This window comes from Paracoccus sp. MBLB3053 (assembly GCF_031822435.1).
GTDB lineage: Bacteria > Pseudomonadota > Alphaproteobacteria > Rhodobacterales > Rhodobacteraceae > Paracoccus > Paracoccus aurantius.
Map to the genome: position 1 here is coordinate 104,795 of NZ_JAVQLW010000001.1, position 25,664 is coordinate 130,458.

Below are 25,664 nucleotides of genomic sequence, written 5' to 3' on the forward strand. Positions count from 1 at the left end.
GCAAGGGGACAATGAATGGGCCGACTGGTCGATGGCGTCTGGCATGACGAATGGTACGACACGAAAAGCAGCGGAGGACGCTTTCAACGCACGACCACGGCCTGGCGGAACTGGATCACGCCGGACGGTTCGCCAGGCCCTTCGGGCGAAGGCGGGTTCGAGGCAAGGGCCGGGCGGTATCACCTCTATGTCTCGCTCGCCTGTCCCTGGGCCCATCGCACGCTGATCTTTCGCGCGCTGAAGGGGCTTGAGGATCTGATCTCGGTGTCGGTCGTCCACCCTGATATGCTGTCCGACGGCTGGACCTTCTCGACGGAATTTCCGGCTGCGACGGGTGATGAGCTTTTCGGCTCGGATTTCCTGCGCGAGATCTATCTTCGGGCCGATGCCGACGCCTCGGGGCGGGTTACCGTGCCGGTGCTGTGGGACCGTGAACGGGGCACGATCGTTTCGAACGAAAGCGCCGAAATCATCCGCATGTTCAACCATGCCTTCAACGACTTGACCGGCAATCGGGACGACTATTGCCCGGATGACTTGCTGGATGAGATCAACGAGGTAAACTCACTGGTCTACGATCAGGTGAACAACGGCGTCTACAAGGCGGGCTTTGCAACCAGTCAGGCCGCCTATGATGAGGCCGTCCATCCGCTTTTCGAAACGCTTGATCTTCTCGAGCGTCGTCTGGCGGGCAATCGTTACCTTTGCGGGAACCGGATCACCGAGGCGGATTGGCGGCTTTTCACCACAATGGTGCGTTTCGATCCCGTCTATCACACGCATTTCAAGTGCAATCGTGCATGGTTGCGGGAATATCCCAACCTTTGGGGCTGGACGCGCGAGCTTTATCAATGGCCGGGCATCGCCGCGACGGTGAACTTCGACCACATCGTCCGGCACTACCATTACAGCCACGACACCATAAATCCTTCGCGGATCATTCCAATCAATCCGGTGATCGACTGGCACGAACCGCACGGGAGGGGTTAGAAAGGCCGAGCCTTTCGCGACACTTCCGCGAAGCGGGTGGCAGCGTTGTCACCCGCGCCATCCAGTGGGGGAATTGCCGGCGCGACAGGCGCCTCGCCCGGGTTCGTTCGACGCCCTGCAGGCGGAGGTGTCGCGCATGAACGTTTGCGCAAAGGCGCAGCCCCCGGCAGCGCCCACGAGCTGGGATCGAGCATGCCTCACTCCCTCAGCGCGGTCACTTCATCCACCCCCACCGCGAGATTGCCCTCAAGGATCAGCCGAGGGCCCGCACTTCCGATCTCGGCCCCGGTCACACGCGCGTAGACCCCGACATCCTTGATGCCGATCAGTTCGCCGTCACGAAGACATTCAAGCCGGAAACGATAGCTCCCCGAGGGCAGCGGTTCGCCATTGGCGTCCCTGCCAAGCCAGTCGACCTCGCCCGAACCGGTCCCGATTTCTTCGCGCCGGACCTCCCGTCCCTGGCTGTCGAGCGTGACAAGCGTGACGCTCTCTGCTTCGTCCTCGGGCTCGATCACCAGTGTCAGCGGATCCTGGTCGAACCAGACCTCGGAAGTCGTCCGGATCTCGCGACCGATCCAATCCGCGAGCTGGCTCAATGTTCCGCCCGTCCCTTCCACCAGCTGGGCAAGCAGCTCATTCGTGCGCACCTGCTGTTCGACCCCCGAGAAGGTGGCAAGCTGGACCGCGAACTCGCTGCCCTCCATCGGGTTCAGCGGGTCCTGATTCTGCAGCTGGGTGGTGAGCATGCGCAGAAAGGTCAGATAGTCCCCGCCGATTGACGCGGTTTGCGTGCTGGCGGGCGAGGAACTGGTTGAGCTGCTGGCCGAAATATCGCTGATCGCGTTGACCATCGTGTTTCCCTTCAGATGCGAATGTCGATTTGCCGCGCCAGGATGGGGCGGTCCGGGCCCGCCTGCGGCTCGGTCGATGGGACGACTGCATGTGCTCGGCCGGCCGTCTGGCTGCGTCCTGCAGCCCGCTGCGGGCGCTGGCCTGCTCCGTCACCGTCACCGTCACCGTCAGAGAACGAGAACGCGGCGCCGGCAAATGCGGTATCCCGCAGCTCGCGCGCGAGCAGCTCGCCGTGCCGGCGCAGGAACTCCAGCGTGTCCCGATGTTCCGCATAGACCGTCACGGTCGGCGTCTCTCCCGATGACATGACGAGGCGAACCTTGCCCAGTTCTTCCGGGCTCAGCGTCACCTCGATCCGTGCCTCATCGCTTGTGACCATCCGATCGGCTATCTGGCGCATCACCTCTTTCGGCTCTTGCGGCAGAGAACGTGTTTGGGCCTGCACAGCCGGTCCTGCGCTTTCGCCAATCCGGTCCCGACCGGGATGCATCCTCACTTCTGCCGTCATCGCCTCATCGGCCATCTGCCCTTGCTCATCCGGCTCGACTGGAGTGAGAGTTTCCACCTCCAGAGAAGCCGGGCTTTCCTGCGGCGCTTCGGCTTCAACGCGGTCGGCCGACGCCTGACGCCGGTCGATATCCGGCGCATGCGCAGGTTCTGCTGCGTCCCGATCCGATGCGTTCCGAACCGATGCGGCCCGATCTGATGCGACCCCGTCCGGTCGGTCGAGCGAAATCGGCAGATCCTCGCCCGCCAATGCGCCTGGGCGGTAAAATACCGCCGGACCATTCGCGGTCGCGGGCGGGGCGATCGCCGAGCCGGGCGCAAGAACAATGTCCGGCGCAAAGGCAATGGTCGATCGCTTGGTTCCGATCTCGGGCTGCGCGGCCAGTGCCGCGAGGTCTTCGGACGCCGATCCGCTTGTATCCCGCGCAAAGGGAAAACCATTGGCGCGCCCCGCCGCGACGAAAGGATGAGTAACCGGCGAGGCATACCACGCAACCGTGTCTAATTCGGGACGCGGCAGCTCCGCCTGTGGCAGCTCCGCTTCCGGTAGAACGGGCTGGGGAGTAGGCGCGCCTTCCGTGGCGACGTCTACGTGGCTGCGAACCGCTTCGGGAACGGGTCTTTCCGCATCGAGAGCAGGAATCGAAGGCGGAAGCGGCGGTGGCACAGCAGCCGCGTCGCCAGAAAGCAATATCACCTCATCCTCGGGCATGGCCTCCGGCGGTTCTTCGTTCAGAGCCTGGGCCGAGGGCGGGTCGGGGATTTCATCGCCCCCGACCAGATCGACGAGTTCCCCGAAAAGCCCGTCGCCCTCCAGCGAAGCCATTTGCAAATTCGGCGCGGCCAGAATGGAAGCGGGCAGGAAAAGCTCGGGTCTGAGCATGTCGCGGTCCTCTCGTGTACCTCTCTCGGGTAGCCGAGTTTGATTACCAAATATTTACGCAAGCCGGATAAAGTCACGATCATCGTGAAAATCTTAGAGGTTAATCTTGAGAATAGAGAGCATCACCCAAAGTCGAGCGGATCGAGAAACAATTGATAAAGATTTATCCAACGGGCTCGAAAAGGCATTCCTTCAGGAAATGCTGAAACACGCCGGACCAAAGCCAATGTCCGGAAGTTTTTCCGGCGGAATCGGCGAGGAGCAATTCGCCGGGTTTCTGATCGAAGCGCATGCCGAGGCCCTGGCCAGCCGGTTGGATTTTCGGCTTATTGGGCCGGGCATCCGGCCATGACCGCGCTCGACCTCGCCCGGGAAGTTCGGGCCGCAATCGAGTCTTTCCATCCAGAGCAAGCAGAAAACGCGATGGGAAATCTTGCAAAAGCGCTCGCGGACACGTCAGTCGCCGCAGAGGACCGCATTGCGATCATCAGAGAGTTCGAGGCAATCCGGACACTGGCGGCGGCAAGCTGCGAAGGGCTCGCGCGGGCGCGCCAGGAAATCGAAGGTTTGTTGCGGATCTCGCGCGAGTTCGCCTGCTATGACAAATCGGGTCATATGGAAAGCAATCCCGTCAAGACGCAGAAGATCATGAGATTTTGAATAAAAACCCGTGCTGTATTGATTTGATCAAGGGTCGCAATTCAGCATTTATTCATTCTTGCCGGAGTATTCCGGAATTGTGCTGAAATGCACCTGGGGCAATTCCCAGAAGGTCAGAAGGCCGTATTTGCAACGGGGTGAATACCCCAGTCATGGAGCAAAAAATGTCCAGCATTCTGACCAACAACAGCGCCCTCGTCGCCCTTCAGACGCTCAAGGGGATCAACTCGAACCTCGCCAAGGCACAGTCGGAAATCTCGACCGGGAAATCCGTCGCCAACGCGCAGGACAATGCCGCGATCTGGGCCATCTCGAAAGTGATGGAAACCGACCAGTCGGCCTTCAAGGCGATCCAGTCCAACCTCAACGTTGCGGGTGCGACGGTGGCGACGGCCAGGGTCGGCGCCGAGCAGATCGCGGATCTGCTGAACGAGATGAAGGATCTCGCCGTCAGCGCGAACAGCGATACGGCAGATTTCACCAAGATCCAGACGGACATCGCGGCCAAGAAAGAGCAGATCACCTCGATCATCCAGGGCACCCAGATGAACGGCGTGAACCTGCTCAAGACGAACCCGGTCGCCGGGCAGACCAGCTTCAGCGTTCTGGGCTCGCTCGACCGCACCAACGGCACCGTGGCTACGACCGCGAATGCCATCACGGTCGACTCGGTCGATTTCGAAGCGGATATCGAAGGCGCGACCGTGACCGCAATCACCGACCGGACGACGGCCGCGACCGCCCTGGGTGAGATCGAGGCGCTGATCGATATCGCGGTTGTCGGCGCGGCCGAGCTCGGTTCGTCCGGCAAGAGGATCTCGGATCAGTCGAACTTCGTGGGGAAACTGGCCGACTCGCTCAAGAGCGGGATCGGCTCTCTGGTCGATGCCGACATGGAAGAGACATCGGCGCGCCTGCAGGCGCTGCAGACCCAGCAACAGCTCGGCGTTCAGGCGCTGTCGATCGCGAACCAGGCGCCGTCGGCCATCCTGTCGCTGTTCCGCTGATGACAAAGCACGGGGGCGCCACGGCGCCCCTTCACTCGCGACGAAGGATCTGCCCGGGGAAATCGGGAATAATCGACGTGAACGCAGTCTTGACCAAATCCGACCACGCCTACGGAAATGTCTGTCTCCGCAGCGCCCGCGATATCGAATACGACATGTTCTCGCGGATTACCCGGATGCTCCGGCTTGCTCCGCGCAATTGCGATTGCTGCGAAACGATCGCGGCTGTCGGCAAGAACAATGAACTTTGGTCGCTTCTGGCGACGGATCTGGCCGATCCCGGAAACGGCCTGCCAGATGAAATCAGGGCGGGGCTTCTGGCCCTTGCCTTTTTCTCGCTTCGCCATGGCAGGACGGTTCTGGCCGGCGCGGCGACGACCGATGTGCTGATCGACATCAACATGACCGTCATGAAAGGTCTGCGCGGGGGAGAGATGGAATGAGCGGTCTGATCCTCAAGCTTGCCCCGAACGAACGCATCCTTGTCAATGGCGCGGTGATCGAGAATGGCGAGCGGCGCACCCGGATCTCGATCAAGACCCCGAATGCCGCGATCCTGCGCCTGCGCGATGCGATCCATCCTGCCGAAGCACAGACCCCGGTCAGCCGGATCTGCTATATCTGCCAGCTTGTCCTGACGGCCGAGGCGGAAGAGGATCACGGTCGCGAACAGGCCCTGGAAGGCATTGCCCAGCTCGCGCAGGTGTTCCCTCTGGGTGCGACCCGCGAATTGCTTGACGACGCGGCGCGGCATCTGCGCGAGGGCAATTTTTATCTTGCCATGAAGCTATTGCGAGGACTCCTGCCGCTGGAGGCCTCGCTGCTTGCCGGGCATGGCTCGTGAGCTATCTCGTTCAGGCCGGAAATGGTGGCTATCTGGGCTGGAAGATCCTTGAGCGCACGGCCTCGGTCCAGCGCGCCGTTCTGGAAAAGGACGCTCAGATCACGGCGTCGCGCGACTATTTCGCCGAGCGGCTGCCCCAGGTGACGGCCGCCGAGGATCTGGTGTCAGATTACAAGTTGCTCAGCGTGGCTCTGAGGGCCTTCGGGCTCGACAATGACATCGGCAATCGCCAGTTCATCAGGCGTGTCCTCGAGGCCGACCCGGATGACAGTTCGAGCCTGGTCAACAGGCTTTCCGACAAGCGCTATCTCAGGCTGAACAAGGCGCTCGGCCTCGGCTCGGGCACCGAGCCGGCGAGCGACAGGATGGATAGCGGAAGCATTCTTGATCTCTACGTGACCCGCAGCTTCGAAAAGAATGTGGGCAGCAGCCACGCCGAGATCGAACTTGCCCTGAACGCCCGCCGGGAATTGCCCGAACTCGCGAAATCGGATTCCGCCGAAAACACCAAATGGTACCAGATCATCGGATCGACGCCGCTGAGGAAGATATTCGAAGGCGCCTTCGGTCTGAGCAGTTCCTTTGGCCAGTTGGACGTAGACCGGCAGGTCGAAGAACTGAAACTGCGTTGCGAGCAAATGACCGGCAGCAGCGATCCGTCACAATTCATCGAAACCGGGGCAGTCGAGGATCTCATCAAGACCTACCTGCTCCGCTCCCAGTTCAGTTCGGGCTCGGTCTATTCGCCGTTTTCGACGGCGCTCGCGATCCTCAACGGGGGATGAAACAGACCAGGCACGAAAAGCGGTAAAAGCCGGATGGCAGACCGCGCCATTCTCACGGCGCGGCCTGATGAGTTTTGATCGACCCGCCGGGCTCAGCTCGTCGATCCTGTTGGATTGACGATCCGAGCCTCGGCCCGCGACTTTTCAGCCCGCAAGCAGGGCAGCATTGCCACCTGCCGCCGTGGTATCGACGCAAAGGTGGCGCTCATGGCAGACATGGGCCCGGTCGGGCATGGCGGTGATCAACGGTCTCAGGGCTCCGTCCTCGCGGGACAGGGCGGTCGCGATTTCGCGCCCCTTCTGTTCGTCACCCCACCAAAGGACCGCCGAGAATTCGGCGCCATTCGCCTGGTTCAAGCCGTCTGCGGCAAGTGCCTGACCACCCAGCGCCCTGACCGCGCGCTCTTGCACCTGGCGCAACTCGGTTCCGGGGCCAAGGCACAGGACCGGCGGACGGGCCACGAAGCGCAGGCGGTTCATCTCACCGGTGGGGCCGGGCATGAACAGCTCATCCTCGGTCGGCGTTGAAGGGGCCTGGGCCGCCGCATCTGTCGCGACTGGCGCAGGCGCATAGAAGCGGTTCAGGTAAAGCGGGCCGCCCGCCTTCGGTCCGGTTCCCGACAGTCCCTCGCCCCCGAAGGGTTGCGAGCCGACGACCGCACCGATCTGGTTGCGATTGACATAGACATTGCCTGCATCGATCGCGTCCGACACATCCTGGACGCGCGAATCGATCCGGGTGTGCAGCCCGAACGTCAGGCCGTAACCGCGCGCGTTGATCGCATCGAGCACTTTGGGCAGATCATCCGCTCGGAAGGTCGCGACATGCAGGACCGGGCCAAAGATCTCGCGCTCGAGTTCATCTATCCCGTTCACCGTCAGCAGGGTCGGCGCGACAAAGTTGCCCTGTGCAGGGGTCGGCACTTCATGGGCGACGCGGTTCTGCTTCTGCTGCAGGTAAGTGGTGATACCCTCGCGCGCCTCGTCATCGATGACCGGGCCGACATCGGTCTTGAGCAGCATCGGATCGCCCACGACCAGTTCATCCATCGCGCCCTTGATCATCTCGATCAGATGCGGGGCGATATCCTCCTGAACGTAAAGGCAGCGCAGGGCCGAACAGCGCTGTCCCGCCGAACGGAAGGACGATGCGACGACGTCGCGCACGGCCTGTTCGGGCAGCGCGGTCGAATCGACGATCATGGCGTTCAGTCCACCGGTTTCCGCGATCAGCGGAGTTCCGGGCGCCATGTGCTGGGCCATGGCGCGGGCAATGATCCGCGCGGTGTCGGTCGAGCCGGTGAAGACCACCCCATTGACGCGCGCATCCGAAGTCAGGGCCGCCCCGACGGTTCCGCCCTGACCGGGCAGAAGCTGCAGCGCAGATGCGGGCACGCCGGCCTCGTGCAGCAAGCGCACGGCGACTGCCGCGATCAACGGCGTCTGTTCGGCGGGTTTGGCCAGGACGGCATTGCCCGCCATCAGGGCCGCCGCGATCTGACCGCTGAAGATCGCCAGCGGGAAGTTCCAGGGGCTGATCGCGACCACGAGGCCGCGCGCCTTGCGCTGATCCGCCGCGCCCTCGGCTGCGTAGTAACGCAGGAAGTCGACAGCTTCGCGCAACTCGCCGACAGCGTCACCGAGCGTCTTGCCAGCCTCACGCGCGAGCGTCGCGAAGATCAGCCCGGCATTCGCTTCGTAGAGGTCGGCCGCGCGGCGCAGCACTTCGGCACGGGCCACCGGGGCCGCGTCCCAGACCGCGGCATCGGCAATCGCCCGCGTCGCCGTGCGCTGATCGGCCTCGATCACTTCGGCGATGGCTTCGCCGGTCGCGGGGTTGCGCACCGGCATGGCCTGGCCGGTCGGCGCCGAAACGGTGATCGGCGCGGCATCGGGGATCGCCACCTCGCGCGAGGCGTAGATTTTTGCAAGCACCGCCTCGTCGCTCAGGTCGAAGCCCTGCGAGTTTGCACGAGCTTCACCGAAGATCTTGTCGGGCGCGGCAAGCCCAGCGGGTGCCTTGGCGGTCGCGAGCGCCGCAAAGGGGTCGGCCGCCACATCCTCGGGGGCGATCGATTCATCGACGATCTGGTTCACAAAGGACGAGTTCGCGCCGTTTTCAAGCAGGCGGCGGACCAGGTAGGCCAGCAGGTCGCGATGCGCGCCGACCGGTGCATAGATGCGGCAGCGCCCCTTGCTTTCGCGCAGGACGATGTCGTGCAGACGCTCGCCCATGCCATGCAGGCGCTGGAACTCGAATTCGATGCCTTGCGCCATGTGCAGGATGGCGGCGACCGTATGGGCGTTATGCGTCGCGAATTGCGGATAGATGCGATCAGCGCAGTCGATCAGCTTGCGCGCATTCGAGATATAGCTGACATCGGTCCCGACCTTCGAGGTGAACAGCGGAAAGCCGGGCAGGCCCTCGACCTGTGCTCGCTTGATCTCGCTGTCCCAATAGGCGCCCTTGACCAGGCGCACCATGATCTTGCGGTCCAGTCGGGTCGCGAGTTCGTAGAGCCAGTCGATCGCCAGCCCCGCGCGCTTGCCATAGGCCTGGACCACGATGCCGAACCCGTCCCAGCCCGCGAGAGAGGGATCGGACATGACGGCTTCGATGACCTTCATCGACAAGACCAGGCGATCCTGCTCCTCGGCGTCGATATTCATCCCCATGCCCGCAGCCTTGGCCTGCTGCGCCAGCTTCAGGACGACAGGAACCAGTTCCGACAGGACGCGGGCTTCCTGCGCGACCTCGTAGCGTGGATGTAGGGCGGACAGCTTGATCGAGATGCCCGGGTTCATCTGCACCGAGCCCTTGGTGCAGGCCTTGGCGATCGCCGTGATGGCATCGGCATAGTCGCGGGCATAGCGCGCGGCATCGGCAGCGGTCATCGCGGCCTCGCCCAGCATGTCATAGCTATAGGTAAAGCCCTGTTTTTCACGGGCCTGCGCATTGACAAGCGCCTTGTTGATCGTCTCGCCCAGAACGAACTGGCGGCCCATCTCCTTCATGGCGCGGCCGACAGCGGCGCGGATCACCGGCTCACCCAGGCGACGGATGGCGCCGCGCAGCGTGCCCGCGATGCCGCCTTGTTCATCGTCCAGAACCTTGCCGGTCAGCATCAATGCCCAGGTCGAGGCGTTGACCAGCGAAGACGAGGCCTCACCCATATGCTTGCCCCAGTCCGACGGCGCGATCTTGTCTTCGATCAGCGCGTCGATCGTGTCGCGGTCGGGAACGCGCAGCATGGCCTCGGCAAGGCACATCAGCGCGACGCCCTCACGCGTGGAAAGCCCGTATTCGGCAAGGAAATGCTCCATCAGGGTCGGGCGCGCTTCGCTGCGGATGCGGCGCACCAGGCCGGCTCCTCGGGCGGTGATGGCCGTGCGATCGGAAACATCCAGCCCGGCCTCGGCGACCAGCCGATCGAGCAAAGCCCGTTCGTCCTGGAACTTGCTGTCAGGGCCGAGATCGGAAAGGCGGGTCTGGGACATTATGTTCTCCTGCGGTTTGTCGGCTGGATAGCCCGTGACGCATGGACGATGTGACCAATCTGTGTCAGATGATTAGACGATCATAACATTTTTCAAGCGAGTCGCAGACCATGGATGACATCCTGGACGCAACGAACGTCAAGATCCTGCGCGAGCTCGTCGCCAATGCCCGCATTCCGATCACCGAGCTGGCGCGCAAGGTCGGCCTGTCCAAGACCCCGGTTGCCTTGCGGATCAAGCAGATGGAGGAAATGGGTCTCATCACCGGATACCGCGCGATCCTCTCGCCGCTGAAGCTGGGCCTGACCCATGTCACCTATGTCGAGGTGCGCCTATCCGACACGCGGCAAAAGGCGCTCGAGGCATTCAACGCCGCGGTTCGGGCGATTCCCGAGGTCGAGGAATGCTACATGATCGCCGGCGGCTTCGATTACCTGCTGAAAGTGCGCTCGGAGGACATGGCCGGATATCGACGGATCATGGCCGAAAAGATATCGGCCTTGCCGCACATCCACGCCACCACCAGCTATGTCTCGATGGAGGCGGTGGTTGAACAGAACTGGACCGAGCTGTAAGCGCCCGTCCACCCACTCCGACGGACTTGGAACCTGATGGACTTCAAATGGCTCGAGGACTTCGTGACGCTGGCCGAGACGCGCAGCTTCTCGCGTTCGGCGGAATTGCGCGGCGTCACCCAAAGTGCCTTCAGCCGCCGGATTCGCGCGCTCGAGGAATGGATCGGGGCGGATCTGCTGTCGCGTGACAGCTATCCCGTCACCCTGACGCCCGAAGGGGTGCTGTTTCGCGAAACCGCTGAAGAGGCGGTTCGAATGTTGAATGCGCGGCGCGCCGAGTTCCGCGAACATTCGCGTTCTCGGGGGGGCGAGATTTCGTTCCTTTCGCTGCACAGCCTCAGCGTGACTTTCCTGCCCGGCTGGCTGATGCGCCTGAAGGCTGTCGCGGGCAAGATGACGAGCCGCGTGAAGCCTGAAAACTTCGACCGCTGCGTCGAGGCACTTGCCGAGGGGGGCTACGATTTCTTTCTGACCTATGCCCATCCCCAGGTGAATATCCCACTGGACCCCGAGCTTTACCCGCATCTGGTTGTCGGGCTCGACAGCCTCGTTGCGGTGGCGCGGCCGGGATGGCCGGGCGAATGGCTCAGCGAGGGCATGCCGTTGCTGCAATATTCCCGAGGTTCGTTCTTGAACCAGATGACCCGAATCGCGCAGGCCCAGCCCGGGGCGCCCAAGGTTTATGTTGCCCATATTGACGAAGCCTCCATGGCCGAGGCGATGAAAAGCATGGCCGTGGCAGGTCACGGCGTGGTCTGGCTGCCACGCCTGCTGGTCGAAGCCGAAATCACTGCTGGCCGGTTGGAAGTGGTTGCACCTGAATTGCCCATGGAAATCAGGCTTTACCGCAATCCCTCGCGCGGTCGTGGCATTACGGGGCAGGTCTGGCGCGCCGCCGAACACATGGATCGCGAGCAGCCCTCGGCCTGAATTCCAGCCCGATTTTGGTGCTGTTTCGACAAACCCAGCAGGGAATTGCGCAATTCTGCCGGATCTCGCCACAGACCCGTCGACTCTCGTTGACAGCGCCGCGATGCCGTTCGTTAACTTTCGTTAAAGCTATCCGAAAGCACCAGGTCACTGTCACTGAGGAAGGCGATGAAAGATACCAGCATCATTTTCGTACTGGACCCTCCGAAACTCATAGCTGACGGCATCCTTCTTGTGGCGTCGATCCGGCGCCACATGCCGGAGATCGAAGTGATCGGCTATTGTCCGGCCGAAAAAGCCGAGATGATCCCACCCCAGGTCAGCGAGTTCTTCAAGGCGAACAATGCCGAGATCCGCTATTTCGAGGCGACCGGGAAATTCGATCCACCCTACCCGCATGGCAACAAGATCCTGGCCTGCGCCGAGCCGCGCTCGACCGGTTTCACCCTGTTTCTCGATACGGATATCGTGCTCTGGCAGGCTTTCGAACCGTCCGAGATCCTGCACGACAACACCGTCTCGGCGGCGCCCGAAGGCGTGATGACATGGGGCAAATCCGAGGAAAGATGGCCGCGCGTCTACAAGATGTTCGACATGGAGCCCCCCGAGGAAACGATCAACCTTGCGCGGAGCGGCCGTCCTTCGAAACCTTATTTCAATGCGGGCGTGGTCGGCTTTCCGAACGTGGCCGTCGCCGGTTTTCCGAATTTCGGTGCGCTCTGGCTGGATACGGCGCAGAAGATCGGTGCCAACCCCAAGGTCGAGGAAAGTCGCCCATGGCTCGACCAGATCTCCATGCCGGTGGCGATTGCACGGGCGGGCTGGGCTTACCACCTTCTCGAGAACCGCTGGAACCTGTCGCTGTCGCGCAAGGAAGCCGAGCCCGACATGCCCGGGAAGAAGCTTGAGCGCATCGACGAAACCGTAAGCCGCATGAACGGCGAAGATGCCGTGATCCTGCATTACCATTCGCCGAAGTTCCTCTATGGCACGCGCTATGAAGGCTATTTCGAGGACCTGACCAGGGAATTCACCTGCTTCTCGAAACTTGAGGAGATGAGCCCGAACAATCTGTCAAGTTTCCTTGCGCAGAAGCAGGCCACGGACAAGATCAAGGAAATAAAGGCCATCCCGAAAGAAGAACGAACCGCGGAGCAAAAGGCCGAGGCCACCGAATCCAAGCGACAACGTCGCGACCTGAGACAGGCTGCCCGAAACCCCGATTTCGCAAGCTGGCCGGATTCTATTCTGCCGGTCCGAGATTAGATGCGCATCGTCCTGCACCCCGGTCCGCACAAGACCGCAACCACCATGGTCCAGTCGGCGCTCAAGACCGGTCTGGGCGGGCAAATCGTGGGTGGCGCAGCGGATGCGCGTAACCTTGCCGGCCTTGCGGATGATTTCCGGACCATTCGCTGGGCCTTTGTCGCGCTGAACATGAAACCCACGAAGAAAAGGGTCGAAAACGCCCGGCAGCTTTTGCGCAAGTTTGCCGAGTCGGCCGAGGCGATGGGCGTGACAAATCTTGTCGTGTCCGACGAGAACTTCCTTGGCCATCCCCCGACATTCTTCGTGCTCAAGCACGGCGAGGCGCGCTATTACCGGCATAACAGCGCCACCGCCGAAGCCATTGCCGAGGCCTTCGAGCCTTGGGAGGTCGAGATAGTCTTCACCACGCGCAAGCAGGAGACGCTGTTTCCCAGCCATTATATGGACGGAATCCGCTGGGTCCGGCTCGACATGTCGCTGGATGAATTCTGGGCCTTGCTTCTGCAGGAAGGCATCGACGCGCTGCGCTTCGACAAGCTGGCCGAACCGTGGCGTGACCACTTCGGAGCCCAGAAGGTGTCGCATCTCGGCTATGAGCTTCTGGAAGAGGCGCCGGATGTGTTCATGAAGGGGATTTCCGAACGCTTTCACCTGCCCCCGGCCAGCCTTGCCCTGCCCGGCAAACGGGTGAATGGCTCGCTGCCCGGGTTCAAGATCGAGCTTGCACGGCAGTTGTTCCGCGACATCGCCGCTGGCACCAAAGAGCGCAAGGCCGCCCGGCACGAATTGCTGAAGGCAGAGCCATTGCCCGGACAGGAAGAGATACCCCGACCCCGGCTCAGCGCCAAAAGCCTTGACGAGATCCGCGCGGCCTTTGCCGACGATCTTTCGTACAGCCCATGAGCGCGGCGACATTGCTTCTGGACATGCCGGCCGGGATCACCTTCATGTGACGCAGGGGGCGGCGAAAAGCGACGTTTCCCGGCTTTTCCCGAAGCAGGGCTGAAGCAGGCCGAACTTTATTCCGGATAGGAATAACCTAGCGCGACTTGGCATTGGAATTCACCCCTGCCCGCTCATAGATGTGCCCGACAAGAGGGCGAAAAACCTTCGAAAACCTGATAAGATACCAATTCCTAGAACCTGCCTGACCGGAAGGAACCCGCATGATGCGGGCCGCCGAAGCATGCAGCCGAGGTGAACATGATGAAGACCCGTATCGACCACGATCTGCTTGGCGACCGCGAAGTTCCCGCCGACGCCTATTGGGGCGTCCACTCCCTGCGCGCGGTCGAGAATTTCCCGATTTCGGGCCGCAAGGTCGGCGAGATCCCCGAACTGGTCAGCGCGCTGGCCGCAATCAAGCAGGCCGCCGCCATGGCCAATGCCGATCTGGGCCTGCTTTCGTCCGAGCGCCGCGACGCCATCGTCGCCGCCTGCGAAGAGATCCGCTCGGGCAAGCTGCACGATCAGTTCATCGTCGACCAGATCCAGGGCGGCGCGGGCACCTCGACCAACATGAACGCGAACGAGGTCATCGCAAACCGCGCGCTGGAAATCATGGGTCACGCCAAGGGTGAATACAAATACCTGCACCCGAACGAGCATGTGAACATGAGCCAGTCGACCAACGACGTCTATCCGACGGCGCTGCGGCTGGCCTCGTGGAAGGGCATCCAGAAGCTGATCGGCGCGCTTGCCTCGCTGCGCGGCGCCTTCGAGGCGAAGGGCGTCGAATTCCAGGACATCCTGAAGATGGGCCGGACCCAGCTGCAGGAGGCAGTACCGATGACGCTGGGCCAGGAATTCAACGCCTTCGCCATCACCATCGGCGAGGATGAGCAGCGCTTGGCCGAAGCGGCCCAACTGATCTGCGAAATCAACCTTGGCGCCACCGCCATCGGCACCGGCATCACTGCCCATCCGGAATATGCCGAGCGCGTCCGCGCCCGTCTGGCCGAGATCACCGTCATTCCGGTCGTGACTGCCGCCGACCTCGTCGAAGCGACGCAGGATTGTGGCGCATTCGTCCAGACCTCGGGCGTCTTGAAGCGGGTCGCTGTGAAGCTTTCCAAGATCTGCAACGACCTTCGCCTGCTCTCGTCCGGTCCTCGCGCGGGCTTCAACGAGATCAACCTGCCTGCCAAGCAGGCCGGTTCGTCGATCATGCCGGGCAAGGTGAACCCGGTCATCCCCGAAGTCATGAACCAGATCTGCTTCGAGGTGATCGGCAATGATGTCACCATCACGCTGGCGGCCGAGGGCGGTCAGTTGCAGCTCAACGCCTTCGAGCCGGTCATCGCATACAGCATGTTCCGTTCGGTCGATCACCTCGTCGCGGGTCTCTCGACCCTCGAGCACAATTGCGTTCGCGGCATCACCGCGAACCGCGACGTGCTCAAGGAAACCGTCCGCCGCTCGATCGGCATCGTGACCGCGCTGAACCCCTATATCGGCTATGCGGCGGCGACCGAGGTCGCGACCGAAGCCCACCTGACCGGGCGCGGCGTCTACGAACTCGTGCTGGAAAAGGGACTGCTGCCCAAGGATCGGCTTGACGCAATCCTTCGCCCCGAGACGCTGACCCGCCCTGTGCCCTTCGTGGCCTGATCCATCCCCTGCCCCCAGGGGTGACGGCCCCGGCTATCAGCCGGGGTCGCTTTCGATTTCATCCAGCAGGAACGCCCGGAACTTGCGGATCGCGGGCCGATTCCGCCGACCCTGCGGATAGACCAGCCAATAGCCCCGCCCGTTCTTCGACACCTGGGGGAAGGGCTGGATCAGGCTTCCCGTCGCAAGCTCGAAGCGGAAGAAGCGCGGCGTCAGAAGCGCCACGCCGTAACCCGCCAGCGCCGCGCGTGCCTCATGCAGATCCGTGGACAGCGTCAGCCCCGCGCGCGGCGGGCATTCGGGATATTCGACCCCCGCGTCCCGCATCCAGACCGCCCAGTTCGGATCGGCCGTGTCCAGCAGGGGCAGTCGCAACAGATCCGCGGGCTCACGGATGTCGATCCTGCGCGCGAGTTCAGGCGACAGCATCGGCGTATATTCGACATGCATGAGGAAATGCGAGGCCAGTCCCGGCCATTTCCCGTCGCCCGCGCGGATCGCCACGCTGATATCCTCGCGTCCGAAATCCACGAGATTGTCGCTGGTCTCAAGCCGGACCGCGAGATTGGAATGGCTCATCTGGAACTTGCCGAGGCGCGGCGACAGCCACGCCCCGGCAAATGTCGGCACGGTCGAAATCGACAGCGTCGAGACGGTGTCGGCAGAGGGTTCCGAATAGGTTTCGCGCAGCAGATCGAAGGCGTCGATGGTCGGGCGCGCGAAAAGGGCACCGGTTTCGGTCAGGCTGATCTCGCGCGTCTTGCGCAAGAACAAAGGTGCGCCGAGCCGCTCTTCCAGCATCCGGATCTGATAGCTGACTGCGGCCTGCGTCATACCAAGCTCTTCGGCGGCTCGGGTAAAGCTCAGGTGTCGAGCCACCGCCTCGAAGGCGCGAAGCGCGGCAAGCGACGGAATGGACATAAGGTTGCCTTATGGATGTGTGCAGAGCCTTTGTTGGTCAAGGCGGCGCAACAGTAGCATTGTGACATTGTTCATCAACCATGCACATTGCGGAGAAATGCAATGTTTGACTGCGCGTCTCAGCGGCAGCCCAAGGGGCTTGTCGACCGTATCCTCTCGTTTCTTGGGCTCGGAACCAAGAATAAGCAGCGTCTATATGTAGCGACGATGGACCGCGCGGCAGCACTCGACGACCCAGCCACCCGCAAGATCCTGTCCGAGTTGCCGCCACATCTTTTGCGCGATGTCGGCGTATCCATGCCGGCGCCCCCCCGCGCGGAGAGCCGCCCGATCGACGGCGAAGCGCTGCGCAAGCATCTCTGGTAAGGGCTTAGGCGAGCCCTTCGCAGAAGCGGCGGATGCGGTCGCACGCATCCGCCAGCACCTCGTCCGAAGTGGCGTAGGAAATCCGGAAATGTGGGCTTAGGCCAAATGCCGCGCCAAAGACGACCGCGACCCCGGTTTCGTCCAGCAGCGCCGTGGCAAATGCCTCGTCATCCGAAATCAGCGTGCCCCCCGCCGATGTCTTGCCGATCAGGTCGCGGATCGAGGGATAGACATAGAACGCCCCCTGCGGCACCGGGCAGGTCATGCCCGCGCATTTGTTCAGGCCTTCGACCACCAGGTCACGGCGACGCTGGAACACAAGTCGGCTTTCTTCCAGATAATCCTGCGGACCCTCCAGCGCGGCCAGCGCGGCATATTGGCTGATCGAGGTCGGGTTCGAGGTCGATTGCGACTGCAGCTTGCCCATCGCCTTGACCAGTTCGACCGGGCCTGCGCCATAGCCGATCCGCCAACCGGTCATGGCATAGGACTTGCTGACGCCGTTCATGGTCAGGGTCCTGTCCTTCAGGCCGGGTTCGATCTGAGCCGGGGTCACGAATTTGAAGTCATCGAAGACGAGATGTTCGTAGATGTCATCGGCCAGCACCCAGACATCGGGATGGCGCATCAGAACATCGGTCAAGGCGCGCATCTCGGCTGCGCCATAGCCTGCGCCGGTCGGGTTCGAGGGCGAATTCAGGATCAGCCATTTCGTTCTGGGCGTGATCGCGGCCTCGAGCTGTTCCGGCGTGATGCGGTAGCCGTTGTCCATTGCGCCCTCGATCACGACAGGGGTTCCGCCCGCCAGCAGCACCATGTCGGGATAGCTGACCCAATAGGGCGCCGGGATGATCACCTCGTCGCCGGGGTTCAGCGTCGCCATCAGCGCGTTGTAAAGGATCTGCTTGCCGCCCGTGCCGACGGTGATCTGTTCGGGGGTATAGTCCAGATCGTTCTCGCGCTTGAACTTGTCACAGATCGCGCGCTTCAACTCGGGGATGCCGTCCACGGCGGTGTAGCGGGTATGCCCGGCATCAATCGCGGCCTTGCCCGCCTCGCGGATATGTTTCGGCGTATCGAAATCGGGCTCACCGGCCGAAAGGCTGATGATATCGCGACCCTCTGCCGCGAGTTCGCGGGCGCGGCCCGTGATCGCAATGGTGGGCGAGGGTTTGACGCGGGCGAGTGTCTGGGACAAAAGGCTCATCGAAATTCATCCTGCGGCTGGGGTGCCTGAAGTCATAGGCGCGGCGCCGTGGACAGACAAGCCGGGGGCGAAGGAATGGACGAGGCAAGGTTGAAGCGGCTGCGGATGCGAAGCTGGCGGCGCGGCATGAAGGAAATGGACCTGATCCTTGGCCCCTTCTCTGATACCGAACTGGAAAAGCTCGATGCCGACGATCTTGATCTTTATGAAACCCTGCTCGGCGAAAACGATCAGGACCTCTACCCCTGGATCACGGCGCGCATGTCCGGCGAGAACCCGGGCCCCGATGCGTTGATCGGACTGCTCGACCGGATCTCGGAATTCGCGATCGGCCGGCTCGGCCCGAAATCCTGAAAGTTTTATGCAAGCGGCAGGAATTATCGCCCGGATTAACCGGAGATTCGGAAATCTCGTCCAAGGTCCCTGGAAACGCGACTTTGAACGGATTGAGCCGATGCCCCAGACCAGCCCCAGCCCGGTTCGGCCGGTGCCTGCCCTGCGGCCCGCCCCCAGCGTGGCGCGCGCCGATGCTTATCTTGAAAGCCTGCAGATCCTCGAACGACTGCACCGACTGCTTCAGGATCTGGTCAAGGATGAATTCGAACGGCTTGGACGCACCGATCTGACGCCGGTTCAGGCCCTGCTGATCTACAACCTCGGAAGCTATGAGGTGACTGCGGGTGAGCTCCGCTCGCGCGGGATGTATCAGGGGTCGAATGTCAGCTACAACCTGAAGAAGCTGGTCGATCTGGGCTATCTCAGCCATGAACGCTGCGACATGGACCGCCGTTCGGTGCGCGTGAAACTTACCCCCGCCGGGCAGGAGGTCCGCGACAATGTCGCCGGTCTGTTCGCTCGTCACGCGCAGGGGCTGGATCTGTCCGGCGTGCTCGACGACCCCGCGATCGAGATCGTGAACCTGCAATGGCGCCGCATCGAACGCTTCTGGCTGGAACAGATCCGTTACATCTACTGAGAACACCCGCCGGCCGCGACGCGGCCAGCGGGCAGAGCCGGTCTTACCAGTGCCCGGTATTCTCCATGCTGGCCCAGGGCTCCTGCGGCGGCAGATGCTCACCTTCCTGCAGCAGTTCGATCGAGACATTATCCGGACTGCGCACGAAGGCCATATGACCGTCGCGCGGCGGACGGTTGATCGTGACCCCCGCATCCATCAACTTCTGGCACATGTCGTAGATATTTCCGACCCGGTAGGCGAGATGGCCGAAGTGACGGCTGTCGGATGGCAGACCTTCGTCCCCGTCCCAGTTCCAGGTCAGCTCGACCGGACATTCCGGCTGGTCCGGCGGCGCCATGAAGACAAGCGTGAAGCGCCCCTTGTCGTTTTCGATGCGACGCACCTCCTCGAGCCCGAGAAGCCTGTAGAATTCCATCGACTTTTCCAGGTCAAGGACGCGCACCATGGTGTGCAGATAGCGGATTTTCATGGCATATCTCCCGATTGTCCGGCCAAGATGACAGGTCGGACAACCAACCGCAACGGGACGGAATGGTTGCCTGAAAGCGCGCAGATCGAATGGATTGCGCCCTGCCCACCACGGCAACAGGCAGCGCCGTGGAACGCCGCCAAGAGATACGTTGACCCATCCCGCCCATGCAGGTCTAAATCCCTCCGAGGAACGAGGGAGAGAAATGCAGAACATTCTAGGGGCCATCGCCGATGATTTCACCGGCGCGACCGATCTTTGCAGCACTTGGGTCAAGGCAGGGCTCAGGGTCATCCAGGTGATCGGCGTCCCGGGGCCGGATTTCATTCCGGCCGAAGCCGATGCCATAGTGATCGCGCTGAAATCCCGCACCATCGCGCCCGATCAAGCGATAGCCCAATCTCTTGCGGCACTGGAATGGCTGCGGGGGCAAGGTGTGCGCCAGGTCCTGTTCAAATATTGCTCGACCTTCGATTCGACCCCGCAGGGCAATATCGGACCGGTCACGGATGCGCTGCTGGATGCGCTCGGGTCGGACTTCACCGTCGTTTCCCCCGCCTTTCCGGGGAACGGGCGTACCATCTACAAGGGCAACCTTTTCGTCGGCGACCTGCCCCTGGCGGAAAGCTCGATGAAGGATCATCCGCTGACGCCGATGCGGGATTCAAGCCTGATCCGCCTGATGGATGCGCAATCGCGCGGCAGGACCGGGTTGGTTCCGCTGCAGACCCTGCGCCGGGGACCGGCGGCGGTGACCAAGGCATTCGAAGAGCTGCGGGCACAGGGCTTCCGTTACGTCGTGCCCGATGCGGTCGAGGATCAGGACATGATGATCCTGGGCAAGGCGCTGGACGGGATGGCGCTTGTTACCGGCGGCTCGGCCGTGGCGATGGGGCTGCCCGCCAACCTGCGCGAAAGTGGCGAACTGGGCGCGGGAATGGCGCCTCGGCTGCCCCGTGCCGATGGTCGGCCGGTGGTCATCGCCGGCAGCTGCTCGGCCGCGACGCGCGCACAGATTGCGCATGTCGTTCCGCTTTGGCCCTCGCTCAAGATCGAGATCGACCGCATCGCGGCCGGCGAGGATGTCGTTGGTCAGGCGATGAAATGGGCAGACGACCAGTCTGGGCCGATCCTGATCTACGGCTCGTCGGACCCGGTCGAGGTGGCCGAGAATCAGCGTCGCCACGGCATCCAGGCCGCCGGAGAGATGATGGAGCGCACGCTGTCCGATATCGCCCGCGGCCTTTTCGCGCAGGGCTTCGGCAAGTTCCTCGTCGCGGGGGGCGAAACGTCGGGAGCGGTGATTTCCGCGCTTGGCCTGGGGCAGCTTGTCATCGGGCCGGAGGTCTGTCCCGGCGTGCCATGGTGCGGGGCAACCCTTGATGGTCGCGACCTGGCCCTTTGCCTGAAATCCGGCAATTTCGGCGGTGCAGACATGTTCGCGGCGGCGTTGGAGATGTTTGATGTCTGACACAAAGCTGCGCGAAGTGATGGCGCTGCAGGCCAGATCGCTGTTCGAGCGCGGCCTGACCTTCGGATCTTCCGGCAATATCTCGATCCGGCTGGATGACGGCTGGCTTATGACGCCGACCGGGTCCAGCATGGGGGCGATCGACCCTGCCCGTATCTCGCGGCTGGATATGCAGGGCAATCTGATTTCCGGCGACAAGCCTACCAAGGAAAGCTTCCTGCACATGGCGATGTACCGCCAGCGTCCGCGCGCAGGGGCGATCGTCCACCTGCATTCGACCCATTCGGTCGCGGTCAGCTGCATGCATGATATCGACCATCGCAACGTCATGCCGCCCCTGACCGCCTATTACGTCATGCGAGTCGGGCGCCTGCCCCTGATCCCCTATTTCGCCCCCGGCGATCTGGATCTGGCCAGGGCGGTCGAGGAAATGGCCTCGGATCATCACGCGGTGTTGCTGGCAAACCACGGGCCGGTGGTCGCAGGCAAGAACCTCGAAGATGCGGTTTACGCGACCGAAGAGCTTGAAGAGACTGCAAAGCTCTTTCTGGCCTTGCAGGGGATGCGCAGCCGCCCGCTGAGCGATGATCAGGTCCGCGAGCTCGAGCTGCGCTTTCCGCGCGATTTTTGAAGTGGACGCCCGTCGAAGCCGGGGCTAGAAGCGGCCCCCCGCGCCCCTGCGGAGACACAACCCTTGGCCAAAATCGCTTCAGGAAACTCAACCCACAGGTTGAGCCCCCTTGGCATGCCAAAAGCTGGAATAAACTTGAAGTTCCGGATTTGGACCACCACATATTGGTGGCGAAGCGTGAAGGATGGCTATATACTGAGCGAACGAGCCAGTTCGACGAGTCGATTCCGGGTGAAAACCCCCTCGTCTTCCAGGCTTGAATGCAACTGTAAGTGGTTGGCGTTTCTGCAGGTTCCAGCGAGAAGGTCGCGGGGATCGATCAGCAGTCGCCACTGCCAGCAGAAGCCGCGACAGGACAGTAGAAGAAGGGACCACAGGTATGAGCATCACCGTCTATTCCAAACCCGCCTGCGTGCAGTGCACCGCGACCACGCGCGCGCTGGACGCCCGTGGACTGGCTTATGACGTTGTAGACCTGACCGAGGATGACAGCGCCATGCAGCTTGTCACGTCGCTCGGATACCGCCAGGCCCCCGTCGTCATCGCCGGTGACGAGCATTGGGCAGGTTTCCGGCCCGACATGATCGGCCGGCTGTCGTAAGAGGCACTGCGATGGGCGGGCTGGTCTATTATTCGTCGGCATCAGGCAACACCGCGCGATTCGTGGCGCGGCTGGGTCTGGCCGCCGAACGGATTCCGGTCTCGCCCTCCGAGCCCATGCCGGAACCGGCGGGCCCGTATGTATTGATCTGCCCGACCTATGCCGATGGCGAGGGTCGTGGCGCGGTGCCGAAGCAGGTGATACGCTTCCTGAACGACCCGGCGCGACGCGCGCTGCTTCGCGGCGTCATCGCCAGCGGAAACCGGAACTTCGGCGCCACCTTCGCCCTGTCGGGCAAGGTCATTTCTGATAAATGCAATATCCCCGTGCTCTATCGATTCGAGCTCGCGGGGGATGATCTTGATGTCGCCCGCACCGTGTCGGGCCTGCAAAAATTCTGGGGGACGGAATGCTTGATGATGGCGTAAAGGCCGAGCTCGACTATCACGCGTTGAACGCGATGCTGAACCTTTACGACGGCGAGGGCCGCATCCGCTTTGACGCGGATCGCAAGGCTGCGCGCCAGTACTTCCTGCAGCACGTGAACCAGAACACGGTCTTCTTCCACAACCTCGACGAGAAGCTGCGCTATCTCGTGGATGAGGGCTATTATGAGCCCGAGGTCCTGGATCAGTATTCCAAGAACTTCCAGCGTGCGATCTGGGACGCTGCCTATGAGAAGAAGTTCCGCTTCCCGACCTTCCTGGGCGCGTTCAAGTATTACACCAGCTACACGCTGAAGACCCGCGACGGTCAGCGCTACCTGGAACGCTACGAAGATCGCGTGGTCATGGTTTCGCTGGCGCTCGCGCGCGGCGACGAAGCGCTGGCCCTGCGCTTCATGGACGAGATCCTGTCGGGCCGCTTCCAGCCGGCAACCCCGACCTTCCTGAACGCGGGCAAGAAATCGCGCGGAGAGCTGATCTCGTGCTTCCTGCTGCGGGTCGAGGACAACATGGAGTCCATCGGCCGTTCGATCAACTCGGCGCTGCAGCTTTCGAAGCGCGGCGGCGGCGTGGCCCTGATGCTCACGAACCTGCGCGAGATGGGCGCCCCGATCAAGGGAATCGAGAACCAGTCTTCGGGCGTCATCCCGGTGATGAAGCTGCTTGAAGACAGCTTCAGCTACGCCAACCAGCTTGGCGCGCGCCAGGGCGCGGGCGCGGTCTATCTGAACGCGCACCACCCCGACATCCTGCGTTTCCTCGACACCAAGCGCGAGAACGCGGATGAAAAGATCCGCATCAAGACGCTGTCCTTGGGCGTGGTCATCCCCGACGTGACCTTCGAGCTCGCGAAGAAGAACGAGGACATGTACCTGTTCTCACCGCATGACGTCGAAAAGGTCTATGGCCTGCCCTTCTCGGAGATCTCGGTCACCGAGAAATATGCCGAGATGGTCGACGACAAGCGCATCAAGAAGAAGAAGATCAACGCCCGCGCCTTCTTCCAGACATTGGCCGAGATCCAGTTCGAAAGCGGCTATCCCTACATCATGTTCGAAGACACGGTGAACAAGGCGAACCCGGTTCACGGGCGCATCACCATGTCGAACCTGTGCTCGGAGATCCTGCAGGTCAACGAGGCCTCGGAATTCAACGAAGACCTGAGCTATTCGCATTTGGGCACCGATATTTCCTGCAACCTCGGCTCGCTGAACATCGCGGCGACCATGGACGGGCCGGATTTCGGCGCCACCGTCGAAGCGGCGGTCCGCGCGCTGACGGCGGTGTCGGAAATGTCCTCGATCGACTCGGTTCCGTCGATCCGCCGCGGCAATGACGAGGCCCATGCCGTGGGTCTTGGCCAGATGAACCTGCACGGCTTCCTGGCCCGTGAGCGCATTCATTATGGCAGCCCCGAAGGCGTCGAGTTCACCTCGGTCTATTTCGCGGCCGTGGCCTATCACGCGATCCGCGCCTCGAACCTGCTCGCACAGGAAAAGGGCACGACATTCAAGGATTTCGACAAGTCGAAATACGCTGACGGCAGCTTTTTCGACAAATATACCGAAGCCGACTGGCTGCCGACCATGGCCGATGTCACCCGCGTTTTCGAAGGCATCACCCTGCCGACCCGCGACGATTGGGCCGCGCTCAAGGAGCAGGTCATGAAACACGGGCTTTACAACCGGAACCTGCAGGCGGTGCCGCCGACCGGCTCGATCAGCTATATCAACAACTCGACCAGCTCGATCCACCCGATCGTCGCGAAGATCGAGATCCGCAAGGAAGGCAAGATCGGCCGCGTCTATTACCCGGCGGCGTTCATGTCGAACGAGAACCTGGAATATTACCGCGACGCCTACGAGATCGGCCCCGACGCCATCATCGACACCTATGCGGCGGCGACCGAGCATGTCGATCAGGGCCTGTCGCTGACGCTGTTCTTCCCCGCCGAGGCTACGACGCGTGACATCAACCGCGCGCAGATCTATGCTTGGAAGAAGGGCATCAAGACGATCTACTACATCCGGCTGCGCCAGACCGCACTGGAAGGCACCGAGGTTCAGGGCTGCGTTTCCTGCTCTCTCTGACCAAAGTCGCTTGCGGGGGCTGAATGTCCCCCGCAATTCCATGGATATTTGAACACCAAAGAAAGGTTCTTCGGATGAAGGATCACGCCATTCGGACCCCATTGCGCGCCATCAACTGGAACCGTCTGGACGACGAGAAGGACCTCGAGGTCTGGAACCGCCTGACCGTGAACTTCTGGCTGCCCGAAAAGGTGCCGCTGTCGAATGACGTGCAAAGCTGGGCGACCCTGCGCCCGGCCGAGCGGGAATTGACGATCCGCGTCTTCACCGGCCTGACCCTGCTCGACACGGTGCAGAACACGATCGGCGCGCCCTCGATGATGCCCGACGCGCTGACCCCGCACGAAGAGGCGGTGCTGTCGAACATCTCGTTCATGGAGGCCGTCCATGCGCGGAGCTATTCGTCGATCTTCTCGACGCTCTGCCTGACCAAGGAAGTCGACGAGGCCTTCCGCTGGTCCGAGGAAAACCCGCATCTGCAAGCCAAGGCGCGGCTGATCCTTGAAGAATACAAGGCCGGCTCGGACCCGCTGAAGCGCAAGATCGCAAGCGTGTTCCTGGAAAGCTTCCTGTTCTATTCCGGCTTCTACCTGCCGATGTACTGGTCCTCGCGCGCGAAGCTGACCAACACCGCCGACCTGATCCGCCTGATCATCCGCGACGAGGCGGTGCATGGCTATTACATCGGCTACAAGTACCAACGCGGCCTTGAAAAGCTGAGCGCCGAAAAACAGCAGGAGCTGAAGGATTTCGCCTTCTCGCTGATCTTCGATCTTTACGACATCGAGCAGAAATACACCGCCGAGCTTTACGATGGGATCGGTCTGACCGAGGACGTGAAGGCCTTCCTGCATTACAACGCCAACAAGGCGCTGCAGAACCTCGGCTATGAGGCGCTGTTCCCGCCGCAGGCCTGCGAGGTGAACCCCGCGATCATGGCCGCACTGTCGCCCGACAGCGAAAACCACGACTTCTTCTCGGGTTCGGGCTCGTCCTACGTGATCGGCAAGGCCGTCGCGACCGAGGACGAAGACTGGGACTTCTGATCCAGCCCAAACGGCAAGGACGCC

27 protein-coding genes are annotated in these 25,664 nt (G+C 62.1%); 21 read left to right on the forward strand and 6 right to left on the reverse strand.

All coding sequences use genetic code 11. The annotated features are described in order from the left end of the window. Positions 1-15: 15 nt before the first annotated feature. Positions 16-990 (forward strand): glutathione S-transferase family protein, encoded by a 975-nt coding sequence (locus RGQ15_RS00530; protein ID WP_311158255.1) that lies wholly within the window; start codon positions 16-18, stop codon positions 988-990. A 197-nt stretch (positions 991-1,187) separates the two neighbouring features. Here the strand turns inward: RGQ15_RS00530 and RGQ15_RS00535 are convergent, their stop codons facing one another. Together RGQ15_RS00535 and RGQ15_RS00540 are read right to left on the reverse strand one after the other, a co-directional pair. Continuing rightward, complete coding sequence (locus tag RGQ15_RS00535; RefSeq protein ID WP_311158256.1) at positions 1,188-1,844, reverse strand: flagellar hook capping FlgD N-terminal domain-containing protein; 657 nt, start codon at positions 1,842-1,844, stop codon at positions 1,188-1,190. An 11-nt stretch (positions 1,845-1,855) separates the two neighbouring features. After that, complete coding sequence (locus RGQ15_RS00540; protein ID WP_311158257.1) at positions 1,856-3,235, reverse strand: flagellar hook-length control protein FliK; 1,380 nt, start codon at positions 3,233-3,235, stop codon at positions 1,856-1,858. 106 nt (positions 3,236-3,341) lie between these two features. On the opposite strand from RGQ15_RS00540, the gene RGQ15_RS00545 reads away from it, so the two are divergent. The 6 genes from RGQ15_RS00545 to RGQ15_RS00570 all read left to right on the forward strand — a co-directional run bounded on the left by RGQ15_RS00545 (position 3,342) and on the right by RGQ15_RS00570 (position 6,531). Further along, a complete protein-coding gene (locus tag RGQ15_RS00545; RefSeq protein ID WP_311158258.1) occupies positions 3,342-3,587 on the forward strand; it encodes a hypothetical protein in 246 nt (81 codons plus the stop codon). Beyond that, positions 3,584-3,895: a hypothetical protein gene (locus RGQ15_RS00550; protein WP_311158259.1), complete on the forward strand. Its 312-nt coding sequence runs from the start codon at positions 3,584-3,586 to the stop codon at positions 3,893-3,895. Before RGQ15_RS00545 ends, RGQ15_RS00550 begins: the two co-directional genes overlap by 4 nt. Positions 3,896-4,059: 164 nt before the next feature. After that, entirely contained in the window at positions 4,060-4,902 is an 843-nt protein-coding gene (locus RGQ15_RS00555; RefSeq protein ID WP_311158260.1) for a flagellin N-terminal helical domain-containing protein, read from the forward strand. A 77-nt stretch (positions 4,903-4,979) separates the two neighbouring features. Continuing rightward, complete coding sequence (gene flaF, locus RGQ15_RS00560) at positions 4,980-5,345, forward strand: flagellar biosynthesis regulator FlaF (protein ID WP_311158261.1); 366 nt, start codon at positions 4,980-4,982, stop codon at positions 5,343-5,345. Beyond that, complete coding sequence (locus RGQ15_RS00565; protein WP_311158262.1) at positions 5,342-5,746, forward strand: flagellar biosynthesis repressor FlbT; 405 nt, start codon at positions 5,342-5,344, stop codon at positions 5,744-5,746. Before flaF ends, RGQ15_RS00565 begins: the two co-directional genes overlap by 4 nt. Next, the gene (locus RGQ15_RS00570; protein ID WP_311158263.1) at positions 5,743-6,531 is read left to right on the forward strand and encodes a DUF1217 domain-containing protein; all 789 of its coding nucleotides are present in this window, start codon (positions 5,743-5,745) and stop codon (positions 6,529-6,531) included. The genes RGQ15_RS00565 and RGQ15_RS00570 overlap by 4 nt, the downstream gene beginning before the upstream one ends. A 144-nt stretch (positions 6,532-6,675) precedes the next feature. On the opposite strand, the gene putA is transcribed toward RGQ15_RS00570, so the two are convergent. Next, positions 6,676-10,029: a bifunctional proline dehydrogenase/L-glutamate gamma-semialdehyde dehydrogenase PutA gene (gene putA / locus RGQ15_RS00575; protein WP_311158264.1), complete on the reverse strand. Its 3,354-nt coding sequence runs from the start codon at positions 10,027-10,029 to the stop codon at positions 6,676-6,678. Positions 10,030-10,139: 110 nt separating this feature from the next. Here putA and RGQ15_RS00580 point away from each other — a divergent pair, with 110 nt between their 5' ends. The 5 genes from RGQ15_RS00580 to aspA all read left to right on the forward strand — a co-directional run bounded on the left by RGQ15_RS00580 (position 10,140) and on the right by aspA (position 15,413). Then, positions 10,140-10,604 carry an Lrp/AsnC family transcriptional regulator gene (locus RGQ15_RS00580; protein WP_311158265.1) on the forward strand — a complete coding sequence of 155 codons (465 nt, stop codon included), beginning with the start codon at positions 10,140-10,142 and terminating at the stop codon, positions 10,602-10,604. Between the two features lie 36 nt (positions 10,605-10,640). After that, a complete protein-coding gene (locus RGQ15_RS00585) occupies positions 10,641-11,534 on the forward strand; it encodes a LysR family transcriptional regulator (RefSeq protein WP_311158266.1) in 894 nt (297 codons plus the stop codon). Between the two features lie 168 nt (positions 11,535-11,702). Further along, positions 11,703-12,800: a hypothetical protein gene (locus RGQ15_RS00590; protein ID WP_311158267.1), complete on the forward strand. Its 1,098-nt coding sequence runs from the start codon at positions 11,703-11,705 to the stop codon at positions 12,798-12,800. Further along, positions 12,801-13,706 (forward strand): hypothetical protein, encoded by a 906-nt coding sequence (locus RGQ15_RS00595; RefSeq protein ID WP_311158268.1) that lies wholly within the window; start codon positions 12,801-12,803, stop codon positions 13,704-13,706. Between the two features lie 300 nt (positions 13,707-14,006). Further along, positions 14,007-15,413 carry an aspartate ammonia-lyase gene (gene aspA, locus RGQ15_RS00600; protein ID WP_311158269.1) on the forward strand — a complete coding sequence of 469 codons (1,407 nt, stop codon included), beginning with the start codon at positions 14,007-14,009 and terminating at the stop codon, positions 15,411-15,413. Positions 15,414-15,449: 36 nt separating this feature from the next. Here aspA and RGQ15_RS00605 read toward each other — a convergent pair whose 3' ends face one another. Next, positions 15,450-16,334 (reverse strand): LysR substrate-binding domain-containing protein, encoded by an 885-nt coding sequence (locus tag RGQ15_RS00605; RefSeq protein ID WP_311158270.1) that lies wholly within the window; start codon positions 16,332-16,334, stop codon positions 15,450-15,452. Between the two features lie 102 nt (positions 16,335-16,436). On the opposite strand from RGQ15_RS00605, the gene RGQ15_RS00610 reads away from it, so the two are divergent. Beyond that, positions 16,437-16,700 (forward strand): hypothetical protein, encoded by a 264-nt coding sequence (locus RGQ15_RS00610; protein ID WP_311158271.1) that lies wholly within the window; start codon positions 16,437-16,439, stop codon positions 16,698-16,700. Between the two features lie 4 nt (positions 16,701-16,704). On the opposite strand, the gene RGQ15_RS00615 is transcribed toward RGQ15_RS00610, so the two are convergent. Then, entirely contained in the window at positions 16,705-17,907 is a 1,203-nt protein-coding gene (locus RGQ15_RS00615; protein ID WP_311158272.1) for a pyridoxal phosphate-dependent aminotransferase, read from the reverse strand. A 105-nt stretch (positions 17,908-18,012) separates the two neighbouring features. Here RGQ15_RS00615 and RGQ15_RS00620 point away from each other — a divergent pair, with 105 nt between their 5' ends. Then, positions 18,013-18,261 carry a succinate dehydrogenase assembly factor 2 gene (locus RGQ15_RS00620; protein WP_409201325.1) on the forward strand — a complete coding sequence of 83 codons (249 nt, stop codon included), beginning with the start codon at positions 18,013-18,015 and terminating at the stop codon, positions 18,259-18,261. Positions 18,262-18,361: 100 nt separating this feature from the next. After that, positions 18,362-18,883 carry a MarR family winged helix-turn-helix transcriptional regulator gene (locus RGQ15_RS00625; protein ID WP_311158273.1) on the forward strand — a complete coding sequence of 174 codons (522 nt, stop codon included), beginning with the start codon at positions 18,362-18,364 and terminating at the stop codon, positions 18,881-18,883. A 43-nt stretch (positions 18,884-18,926) separates the two neighbouring features. Here the strand turns inward: RGQ15_RS00625 and RGQ15_RS00630 are convergent, their stop codons facing one another. Next, entirely contained in the window at positions 18,927-19,355 is a 429-nt protein-coding gene (locus RGQ15_RS00630; RefSeq protein WP_311158274.1) for a VOC family protein, read from the reverse strand. Between the two features lie 205 nt (positions 19,356-19,560). Here RGQ15_RS00630 and otnK point away from each other — a divergent pair, with 205 nt between their 5' ends. From otnK to nrdF, 6 genes are all read left to right on the forward strand, one after another. Continuing rightward, positions 19,561-20,826: a 3-oxo-tetronate kinase gene (otnK, locus tag RGQ15_RS00635; RefSeq protein ID WP_311158275.1), complete on the forward strand. Its 1,266-nt coding sequence runs from the start codon at positions 19,561-19,563 to the stop codon at positions 20,824-20,826. Next, positions 20,819-21,457: a 3-oxo-tetronate 4-phosphate decarboxylase gene (otnC, locus tag RGQ15_RS00640; protein WP_311158276.1), complete on the forward strand. Its 639-nt coding sequence runs from the start codon at positions 20,819-20,821 to the stop codon at positions 21,455-21,457. The genes otnK and otnC overlap by 8 nt, the downstream gene beginning before the upstream one ends. Before the next feature lie 379 nt (positions 21,458-21,836). Beyond that, positions 21,837-22,058, forward strand: a complete 222-nt coding sequence (nrdH, locus tag RGQ15_RS00645) for a glutaredoxin-like protein NrdH (RefSeq protein ID WP_311158277.1) — start codon at positions 21,837-21,839, stop codon at positions 22,056-22,058. A gap of 11 nt (positions 22,059-22,069) precedes the next feature. Next, positions 22,070-22,486 (forward strand): class Ib ribonucleoside-diphosphate reductase assembly flavoprotein NrdI, encoded by a 417-nt coding sequence (nrdI, locus tag RGQ15_RS00650; protein WP_311158278.1) that lies wholly within the window; start codon positions 22,070-22,072, stop codon positions 22,484-22,486. Continuing rightward, positions 22,468-24,594 carry a class 1b ribonucleoside-diphosphate reductase subunit alpha gene (nrdE, locus tag RGQ15_RS00655; RefSeq protein WP_311158279.1) on the forward strand — a complete coding sequence of 709 codons (2,127 nt, stop codon included), beginning with the start codon at positions 22,468-22,470 and terminating at the stop codon, positions 24,592-24,594. The genes nrdI and nrdE overlap by 19 nt, the downstream gene beginning before the upstream one ends. A gap of 74 nt (positions 24,595-24,668) precedes the next feature. After that, on the forward strand, positions 24,669-25,640 hold the full coding sequence (gene nrdF / locus RGQ15_RS00660) for a class 1b ribonucleoside-diphosphate reductase subunit beta (RefSeq protein ID WP_311158280.1): 972 nt from the start codon (positions 24,669-24,671) through the stop codon (positions 25,638-25,640). The last annotated feature ends 24 nt before the right edge of the window (positions 25,641-25,664 follow it).

Bases quoted from the DNA above. Each gene is read 5' to 3' on its own strand.
- putA (WP_311158264.1), bottom strand. From the start codon at position 10,029: ATGTCCCAGACCCGCCTTTCCGATCTCGGCCCTGACAGCAAGTTCCAG.
- RGQ15_RS00615 (WP_311158272.1), bottom strand. From the start codon at position 17,907: ATGAGCCTTTTGTCCCAGACACTCGCCCGCGTCAAACCCTCGCCCACC.
- RGQ15_RS00630 (WP_311158274.1), bottom strand. From the start codon at position 19,355: ATGAAAATCCGCTATCTGCACACCATGGTGCGCGTCCTTGACCTGGAA.
- RGQ15_RS00585 (WP_311158266.1), top strand. From the start codon at position 10,641: ATGGACTTCAAATGGCTCGAGGACTTCGTGACGCTGGCCGAGACGCGC.
- RGQ15_RS00625 (WP_311158273.1), top strand. From the start codon at position 18,362: ATGCCCCAGACCAGCCCCAGCCCGGTTCGGCCGGTGCCTGCCCTGCGG.
- otnC (WP_311158276.1), top strand. From the start codon at position 20,819: ATGTCTGACACAAAGCTGCGCGAAGTGATGGCGCTGCAGGCCAGATCG.
- RGQ15_RS00595 (WP_311158268.1), top strand. From the start codon at position 12,801: ATGCGCATCGTCCTGCACCCCGGTCCGCACAAGACCGCAACCACCATG.
- RGQ15_RS00565 (WP_311158262.1), top strand. From the start codon at position 5,342: ATGAGCGGTCTGATCCTCAAGCTTGCCCCGAACGAACGCATCCTTGTC.
- RGQ15_RS00620 (WP_409201325.1), top strand. From the start codon at position 18,013: ATGCGAAGCTGGCGGCGCGGCATGAAGGAAATGGACCTGATCCTTGGC.
- RGQ15_RS00605 (WP_311158270.1), bottom strand. From the start codon at position 16,334: ATGTCCATTCCGTCGCTTGCCGCGCTTCGCGCCTTCGAGGCGGTGGCT.
- RGQ15_RS00555 (WP_311158260.1), top strand. From the start codon at position 4,060: ATGTCCAGCATTCTGACCAACAACAGCGCCCTCGTCGCCCTTCAGACG.
- RGQ15_RS00610 (WP_311158271.1), top strand. From the start codon at position 16,437: ATGTTTGACTGCGCGTCTCAGCGGCAGCCCAAGGGGCTTGTCGACCGT.
- RGQ15_RS00590 (WP_311158267.1), top strand. From the start codon at position 11,703: ATGAAAGATACCAGCATCATTTTCGTACTGGACCCTCCGAAACTCATA.
- RGQ15_RS00580 (WP_311158265.1), top strand. From the start codon at position 10,140: ATGGATGACATCCTGGACGCAACGAACGTCAAGATCCTGCGCGAGCTC.
- RGQ15_RS00550 (WP_311158259.1), top strand. From the start codon at position 3,584: ATGACCGCGCTCGACCTCGCCCGGGAAGTTCGGGCCGCAATCGAGTCT.
- nrdH (WP_311158277.1), top strand. From the start codon at position 21,837: ATGAGCATCACCGTCTATTCCAAACCCGCCTGCGTGCAGTGCACCGCG.
- RGQ15_RS00535 (WP_311158256.1), bottom strand. From the start codon at position 1,844: ATGGTCAACGCGATCAGCGATATTTCGGCCAGCAGCTCAACCAGTTCC.
- otnK (WP_311158275.1), top strand. From the start codon at position 19,561: ATGCAGAACATTCTAGGGGCCATCGCCGATGATTTCACCGGCGCGACC.
- aspA (WP_311158269.1), top strand. From the start codon at position 14,007: ATGATGAAGACCCGTATCGACCACGATCTGCTTGGCGACCGCGAAGTT.
- RGQ15_RS00530 (WP_311158255.1), top strand. From the start codon at position 16: ATGGGCCGACTGGTCGATGGCGTCTGGCATGACGAATGGTACGACACG.
- RGQ15_RS00540 (WP_311158257.1), bottom strand. From the start codon at position 3,235: ATGCTCAGACCCGAGCTTTTCCTGCCCGCTTCCATTCTGGCCGCGCCG.
- nrdE (WP_311158279.1), top strand. From the start codon at position 22,468: ATGCTTGATGATGGCGTAAAGGCCGAGCTCGACTATCACGCGTTGAAC.
- nrdI (WP_311158278.1), top strand. From the start codon at position 22,070: ATGGGCGGGCTGGTCTATTATTCGTCGGCATCAGGCAACACCGCGCGA.
- nrdF (WP_311158280.1), top strand. From the start codon at position 24,669: ATGAAGGATCACGCCATTCGGACCCCATTGCGCGCCATCAACTGGAAC.